The sequence below is a fragment of the Actinophytocola sp. genome (genome assembly GCF_036002505.1).
Taxonomy (GTDB): domain Bacteria; phylum Actinomycetota; class Actinomycetes; order Mycobacteriales; family Pseudonocardiaceae; genus DASYTH01.
Genome location: NZ_DASYTH010000086.1, coordinates 1 through 7,598, shown reverse-complemented (window position 1 = coordinate 7,598; position 7,598 = coordinate 1). Strand labels below are relative to the sequence as shown.

5 protein-coding genes and 1 pseudogene are annotated in these 7,598 nt (G+C 68.5%); 3 read left to right on the top strand and 3 right to left on the bottom strand.

The features are described from left to right. The 3 genes from VGR06_RS06695 to VGR06_RS06685 form a co-directional block, all read right to left on the bottom strand. Nucleotides 1-641, bottom strand: a 641-nt coding sequence (locus VGR06_RS06695) for an endo-1,4-beta-xylanase (protein WP_327558084.1), incomplete at its 3' end; no start/stop codon positions are given. An 85-nt stretch (nucleotides 642-726) separates the two neighbouring features. Then, nucleotides 727-3,597: a PQQ-dependent sugar dehydrogenase gene (locus tag VGR06_RS06690; RefSeq protein WP_327558083.1), complete on the bottom strand. Its 2,871-nt coding sequence runs from the start codon at nucleotides 3,595-3,597 to the stop codon at nucleotides 727-729. A gap of 333 nt (nucleotides 3,598-3,930) precedes the next feature. Beyond that, entirely contained in the window at nucleotides 3,931-4,674 is a 744-nt protein-coding gene (locus tag VGR06_RS06685) for a FadR/GntR family transcriptional regulator (protein ID WP_327558082.1), read from the bottom strand. A 157-nt stretch (nucleotides 4,675-4,831) separates the two neighbouring features. Between VGR06_RS06685 and VGR06_RS06680 the strand changes: the two genes are divergently transcribed. From VGR06_RS06680 to VGR06_RS06670, 3 genes and pseudogenes are all read left to right on the top strand, one after another. After that, nucleotides 4,832-6,172: an ABC transporter substrate-binding protein gene (locus tag VGR06_RS06680; protein ID WP_327558081.1), complete on the top strand. Its 1,341-nt coding sequence runs from the start codon at nucleotides 4,832-4,834 to the stop codon at nucleotides 6,170-6,172. Then, nucleotides 6,169-7,047: a sugar ABC transporter permease gene (locus tag VGR06_RS06675; RefSeq protein ID WP_327558080.1), complete on the top strand. Its 879-nt coding sequence runs from the start codon at nucleotides 6,169-6,171 to the stop codon at nucleotides 7,045-7,047. Before VGR06_RS06680 ends, VGR06_RS06675 begins: the two co-directional genes overlap by 4 nt. Continuing rightward, nucleotides 7,037-7,598, top strand: a pseudogene (locus VGR06_RS06670) (carbohydrate ABC transporter permease); the annotation flags it as partial. The gene VGR06_RS06675 and the pseudogene VGR06_RS06670, both read left to right, overlap by 11 nt.

Genomic DNA, 7,598 nt, shown 5'->3' with positions numbered 1-7,598 from the left:
TGGGTTTTGGCCGCGTTCCAGTCTTCGATGCTGTAGTCGTTGTAGCAGAGTTTGGCGGCGGGGTCGGCGGTGCGGGCGGTGCGGAAGGCCTCCTCGAGGAACCCGGTACCCAGCCGGTCGCGGAACACCGAGCTGCGCAGTTGGCCGCTGCCGCCGTCGGCGAACGCCTCGTTGACCACGTCCCAGGCATAGATCTGGCCACGGTAGTGAGCCATCAAGTTGTTGATGTGGTTGTTCATCACACTGCGCAGCGTGTTCGCATCGCCGATGCTGCTCACCCAACCGGGCAGCTGCGAATGCCACACCAACGTGTGCCCGCGCATGCGCTGGTTGTGGCTGCGGGCGTGGTTGACGATCTGGTCGGCCGAGCCGAACGTGAAGTTGTTGCGGGACGGCTCGGTGGCATCCCACTTCATCTCGTTCTCGGGAGTGATCATATTGAACTCCCGATCCAGAATCGTCGTGTACTGCGCCTCACCCAACTTGAAGGTGGGCACCGCGGCGCCGAAATACCGGCCGGACTGGGCCGCGGCCGCGCCCAGGGTCGTGGCGGCGGCAGCCGTCTGCGGCAGCAGGGTCACCGCGCTCGCCACGGCGAGGGCGACCGCCGCCGAGCCGAGGAGCCGGGTCGAGGGAAGCATGATTCTCCTTTCACACCAACGAGATTCGGTCTGGGAGCGCTCCCAGAAGTGTGCTTCTCGAAGGAAACGGTTGTGGGTTGTCAGTTCAGTTGCGCGGGCTCCACTGCTGGTTCGCGCCGCCGTTGCAGGACCACAGCTGGATCCTGGTGCCGTTGGCGGTGGCGGCACCGCTGGCATCCAGGCACAGTCCGGATTGGACACCGGTGACGGTGCCGTTGGTGTTGACGTTCCACTGCTGGTGGGTCTGGCCGGTGCAGTCCCGGATCACCGCGGCGGTGCCGTTGCTGGTGCCCTGCCCGTTCGCCTCCAGGCACTTGTTGCCGTACACCGTCAGCTGTTTGCTCGTGGCGTTGTAGGTCCAGCGCTGGTTGGTGCCGCCGTGGCAGTCCCACAGCGCCACCTGGGTCCCGTTGGTGGTCACGGCACCCGGCACGTCGACGCACCGGCCCGACTGGGTACCCACGACCATGACGTTCTGCCAGGCCGGCGGGGTGCCCGGCACGCCGACGCCCGCGCCGGTGAACATCACCCAGTTGACATTGAGCAGCCCGCCGTTGTTGGTACTACCGGACGGTTTGCGGACCACGAAGTACAGCGGACCGCTGGCGGCCGGCGGGTTCGTCAGGTTCAGCGTCACGGTGGTCCAGGTCTGCCAGCCGCCGGTGCTGGGCACACCGACGCTGCCGACCAGGGTGCCCGTCGGCGAGCCGGTGCGGACCTGGATCGTGCCGCCGGTCGACGCCGAGGCCACCCGGAACTGCAGGCCGGTGATGTTGGTCAGGCTCACCGGGTTGACGGTCCACCAGTCACCGTCCTCAATGGACCCGATGTCGCTGCCGCCGCCCGTGTCGGTGGTGGTTTCCACCGCCACGCCGGGACTGCCGGTGCCGGTGCCGTCGGAGGCCCGGCCGGTGGTGCTGAAGAACTCCGCCTGCTTGTGCTTGGGCTGCAGGATCACCTGGGCCCGGCCGGTGAGCGGCGCGGCACCGCCGGCCCCGCCCCGGTCCGTGTAGGACGCCTCGATGACGTAGAAGATGTTGTCGTTCTCGCCGTGCCCGGACGACAGCGTCGTCTGCACCCTGGCCGTGCACCCGGTGGACTGGTCGAGCGGGTGCCCGTGGCTGTCGTGGCCGAGGATGGCCTGGACGGTGACTCTTGAGCAGTCGATCGGGCCGGCTGCGCTGTCTTCGGGGTCGGTGACCGAGACGGAGAAGTCCACCGCTTCACCGAAGTCGAACACCCCGCCGGGGGGCGGCGCGGTGACGTTCAGCGCCGGCACGGTGTTGCCGGACGTGATGGCCAGGCCCGCCGTTCCGGTGGCGCCCGCGGAGTTCCGGACGGTCAGCACCGCGGTGAAGTTGCCGGCGGCATAGGTGTGGCTGGGGTTGGCCGCGGTGGAGGTGGTGCCGTCGCCGAAGTTCCAGGAGAAGGTCAGCTGCGAGCCGCCCGGGTCGGCCGAGCCGGCGCTGGAGAAGTTGACCGTCAGCGGCGCCGGGCCGTTGGTGCGGTTCGCGGTGGCCACCGCGACCGGGGAGGCCGCGCTGTTGAGGAAGTCGATGCGGTCGATCTGCGAGTCGGTGTTGTCGCCGCCGAACCCGGAGCCCCATTCGATCGTGTAGAGGGCACCGTCCGGACCGAACTTGAAGTCCATCGGCTTGAGGAACGTCATCGACGACAGCATCCGGTCGATCCCGGTGACCGTGGTGCCGGCCGTGTCGAGCTGGAAGGCGAAGATCCTGTTCGTCGTCCACTCGCCGAAGACGGCCTTGCCGTCCATCTCGGCCGGCCACTTGCGACTGGAGCTCAGGTTGGGGTCGAACCGGTAGACCGGTCCGGCGATCGGCCCGCCGCCGGACAGCTGCGGGAAGTGCGCCGGGTCGGCCGCGAAGTGGTAGTAGACCTGCGCGGGGATCGCCGGCGGGAGCTGGGTCTGCCCGGTGTTGTTGGGCGAGTTGTTGATCGGCGCGGTGCAGTTGAACTGCGGGCCGGAGGCGTTGGTGGCGAAGTTGAAGTCGTTGTAGGCCAGGTTCGGCCCGATGCAGTACGGCCAGCCGGCATTGCCCGGCCGGTTGATCACGTCCCACTCGACGGTGTTCTGCGGACCCCGGGTGGAGCTCGCCGCGGGGGCGTCCGGACCGAAGTTGGCGACGACCGGGAAGCCGGTCCTGGAGTCGATGTTGATCCGGAACGGGTTGCGCTCACCCATCACGTAGATCTCGGGGCGGGTGTTGGCCGTGCCCGGGGGGAACAGGTTGCCCGGCGGGATCGTGTACGTGCCGTTGGTCTCCGGATGGATGCGCAGGATCTTGCCGGACAGGCTGTTGGTGTTGCCGGCGCTGCGCTGCGAGTCCCAGTTCGCCCGGCCGGCCCGCTCGTCGATCGGGGTGTAGCCGTCGGAGGCGAACGGGTTGGTGTTGTCCCCCGGCGCCAGCCACAGGTTGCCGCTCGTCCTGTCGAACACCAGGCCCGCGCCGTGGTGGCAGCACTCGGCGCGCTGCACCGGCACGTCCAGCACCACCCGCTCGCTGGACAGGTCCAGCGCGTTGCCGTTGACGGTGAACCGGCTCAACCGGTCCACGCTCGTCGAGGACGGCGAGTAGTACAGGTAGATCCAGTGGTTGGCGGCGAACCCGGGGTCCAGCGCCAGGTTGAGCAGGCCGGACTCGTTGGCGGTGAACACGTTCAGGTGCCCGGCGAGCGTGGTTCCGCCGGCCGGCTGGATGATCCGCACGTCACCGAGCCTGTCCACATAGAACACCCGGCCGTCCGGGGCGACGTCCAGCGCCATCGGGTTGGTGGTGTTGGTGTCCAGCGCCACCTTCTGGAACTTCGAGTCCGGCGGCACCGCGGCCACGGACGGGAGCGCCAGCAGGACGGCGAGCGGGACGGGTAGGGACAGCAGCAGCGCGGCCGCGGCGACCAGCACGGCTCGCCGGCGCGCGGAAGATCGGGGCATGGCAACGGCTCCTCGCGAATGCGGACAGGGGAATGAGCCGACGCGGCGGTGCCGTTGGTCGCGCCGGCCCAAGTCGAGTCAGCCGGGCGCGCGCAGAGCCCGAGACGGCGTTGTCACAGGTACTCCTCGTGAAGAGGGCAGGGGAGCGCATCCGGGGATGCGCCTGGGTACCATGTTTGTTTAATCGACAAACTAAGTCAACGGTAAGGCGTTGACGCCGCCCGGTCAATGGGTACTACATCTTCCGGGCGAATAGGTGGGCTACTTGGGCCGGTGATGCCCTGAAGGCGGCCTTCGGGACGCTGAATGCCCTGAAGGCCGCCTTCAGGGCATTCACCCGAAGATGCGGCGCTGGATCTCGCGGCGATAGTCCTGGAGGGTGTTGTCGAGGTGGACGGCGGTGGCCTCGGCGGCCGCGTCCGGGTCGCCGTCGCGGATCGCCCGGTAGATCGCGGCGTGCTCCTCGACCGCCTCCGCCGCGTGGCCGCCGACGGTGCCGCGCAGGCCGATGGTGCTCGACTGGTGTTGCAGGCGGCGGGCCTCCCGGACGGCGGCGACGAGGAACGGGTTGTGCGAGGCGGTGGCGATGCCGAGGTGGAAGTCGTCGTCGCCGCGGTCGAACAGGGCGGCCTCCCCGGTCAGGTGGCCCTGCCGGCAGGTCTCGGCGGCGGTTTCGATGGCGCGCAGCTCGGCGGGCGTGGCGCGGGTGGCGGCCAGGCGGCTCGCGGCCGTCTCCTGGACCCGGCGGAACTCGAAGAGCATGTAGACGTGGTCGAGGTCGGTGGGGAGGAAGAAGCCCTCCCAGCGCGAGGCGCCCAGCATCCCGTCGTCGTCGGCGACGTAGAGCCCGCGGCCCTTCTGGGCCCGGACCCGCCCGAGCGCGGAGAGGATCTTGACGGCCTCGCGCACCACGGTGCGGCTGGTGCCCAGCCGGGCGGCCAGCTCGTTCTCGGTGGGCATGCGGTCGCCCGGCCGCAGCCGCGACTCGGCGATGAGCTGGAGGATCCGCTCGGCCACCAGCTCGTAGCCGGGCCGGTACGCAGTTGTGTCCCGGTCCTGTACGGGCGCGCCGGTCACGACCTGTCTCCTTCGCCGCGGGCTACTGGCCGGAGAATCGTACATCGACCACGCGGCCTGCGGCTATAAGTCAGATTTATCGATGGTTCGCACTTGACGATACGGCTCAACTCGGCACAATAAGTCAGACACATCCCACAACGTCGTGGAGTAGCTCATGACACCGAAGCTTGGCGGCGGGCGGACCGCGTTGCTGGCGGGCGGCGCCGTGCTCGTGCTGGGGGTGGTCGCGGCGTGCGGCAGCGGCGGGGGGACCACGAACACCCAGAACGGGTTCCAACCGGTACCGCAGACCGGCGGGCAGATCACGGTGTGGGTGGACTCGACGCGCCTGGCCGCCGCGCAGCAGTACCAGAAGCAGAACCCGTCGGTGTCCATGAACATCGTCAGCTACGACGGCGACGCCAACGGCTCGAACTACCTGCAGACCAAGGTGGGCCTGTTCAACCGGACCCGTGAGGGCTGGCCGGACGTGGTCTTCAGCTCGCAGAACAACGAGACCACCTGGGCGGTGGACGCCGGCTTCACCGCCCCGCTCAACAAGGGCCAGATCCCTCAGTCCGTGCTGGACGGTTGGGCGACCGGCGCCAACGACCCGTGCACGGTGAACGGCACGCTCCATTGTCTGCGCAACGACCTGTCCCAGACCGTGCTCTGGTACAACGCCGCACTGCTGAAGCAGTGGAACTACCAGGTCCCCAAGACCTGGGAGGAGTTCCAGACCCTCGGCGAGAAGGTCGCCGCCGAGCACCCCGGCTACCTGGTCGGCTCCGCGGGCGACACGTTCACCCCGGAGATCTACCTGTGGGCCGGCAAATGCGGCGCCAACCAGATCACCGGCCCCAAGGCACTCACGGTGAACACCACCGGTCCGAACTGCACCCGCATGGCGGCGCTGCTGGACAAGCTGATCAAGAACCACACCCTGTCCCTCAGCAGCGTGTTCAGCTCGGACTTCGGCAAGAACCTGGCCGACAAGATCCTGATGATGCCCGGTCCGGCGTGGTTCGGCGGCGCGCTGTTCCAGGACACGTTCAAGGTTCCCGCCGGCCAGATCGCGGTCGCCCCGATGCCGCAGTGGTCCGGCGACGACAAACCCTCGGTCGGCAACGTGGGCGGCGGCACCTGGCTGCTGTCCGCGCACAGCAAGAACCTCAAGGCCGCCACCGACTTCCTGACCTGGGTGACAACCTCCGACGACTACCAGGGCAAGGTCGCCCCGGGGTATCCGGCGTTCGCGAAGGCGGCCACGACCTGGCTGTCCAAGCAGAACTCCTCCGGGTACTACCTGAACGACATCGCCGGACCCCTGCAGGCCGCGGCCGGCCAGGTGTGGCCGGGCTGGGGCTACGGGCAGTTCAGCCAGGAGGCGATCTGGGCAGCGACGATCACCCCGGGGCTGAACGCGGGTAAGGCGATCGTGTCGATGCTGCCGGACTGGCAGAAGGCGGTCGTGAACTACGCGAAGTCCAACGGGTACCAGGTCAGCGAGCAATGACCAGCTGGCGGGTGCGCTGGCCGGGCCGGGCCGGTCACGCTTTCGTCGCCGCCTACGTGGTGCTGCTGATCGCCTTCGGCGTGATACCGACGGCGTACGCGGTCTACTTCGCGTTCACCGATGCCGGCAACAGGTTCGTCGGCCTGGCGAACTTCACCGCCGCGGCAAGCGATTTCCGGTTCGTCGCGGCGGTCGAGCATGTCGCGCTGTACCTGGTGTTCTGGTTGGCCGCGCTGGTGGTGTTCGTGGTGGGGCTCGCGCTGCTGCTGCACCGGGTGACGGCCCGCCCGGTCAGCCGGTCCCTGCGTTTCCTCTACTACATTCCCGGGGCCCTGGCCGGGGCGGCGAGCGTCATGGTCTGGCTGTTCATGCTGGACCCGGCGGTGAGCCCGGCGAGTTTTCTGTTGCGCGCCTTCGGTTTCGACACGTTCGGTCAGGTCGTCGCGCCCGGGCACCTGCCGGTCCTGTTCACCCTGATCGCGTTCTGGACCGGCGCGGGCGGCTGGATCGTGGTGATGTACGGGGCGCTGAACAACATCTCACCGGATCTCATCGAGGCCGCCCGGATCGACGGCGCGGGCGCCTGGCAGACCGCCCGGCGCATCCAGATTCCCTTGCTGCGCAAGTGGATCGTCTACATGGTGATCCTCGCGTTCGCCGGCGGCACCCAGCTGTTCGTCGAGCCGCAGCTGCTGACGCTGGCCAGCGTCGGGGTCGCCGGCCGGGACTACTCGCTCAACCAGCTCTCCTACGACTTCGCCTTCCAGCACAACAACGTCAACACCGCCGCCGCCGTCTCGGTCGAGCTGCTCGTGGTCGGGCTCGTGGCCGCCGGAGTGTTCGTCGCCAGATCGGGTTTCTTCGATGCCGACTGACACCCGGGAGAGGCCGGCGTTCCCGGCACGCATCACACCGCGACCGGTGGCCTCCCGGTCGGTCCGGCCGCGTCGCGGGCTGCCCAACCCGCTGCCCGCCCTCATTCTCGGGCTGTTCCTGGTGTTCTTCGTGCTCCCGGTGCTCTGGCTGGCGCTGGCCGCCACCAAGACCGACGACCAGCTCGTGCACGGCCACCCGCTCTCCTTCGGCTCCTGGTCGGCGCTGCGGTCCAACTGGGACGCGCTGACTTCGTTCCAGGACGACGTGATCTTCCTGTGGCTGCGCAACTCCGCGCTCTACGCGTTCCTCGCGCTGGTGATCACCCTGGCGGTGGCGATTCCGGCCGGCTACGCGCTGGCGATGACCGAGTTCCGCGGCCGGCGCACCCTGCTTGTGGTCACCCTGGTGGTGATGCTCATGCCCAACGCCACCTTGGTGGTACCGCTCTTCCTTGAGGTCAACGCGGTCGGCCTGATCGGCTCGATGTGGTCGGTCATCCTGCCGTACTCGTTCTACCCGTTCGGCGTGTACCTGGCCTACATCTTCTTCA

What these genes read in the sequence shown, in the direction of transcription:
- VGR06_RS06690 (WP_327558083.1), bottom strand. Translation starts at nt 3,597, where the DNA reads ATGCCCCGATCTTCCGCGCGCCGGCGAGCCGTGCTGGTCGCCGCGGCC.
- VGR06_RS06675 (WP_327558080.1), top strand. Translation starts at nt 6,169, where the DNA reads ATGACCAGCTGGCGGGTGCGCTGGCCGGGCCGGGCCGGTCACGCTTTC.
- VGR06_RS06680 (WP_327558081.1), top strand. Translation starts at nt 4,832, where the DNA reads ATGACACCGAAGCTTGGCGGCGGGCGGACCGCGTTGCTGGCGGGCGGC.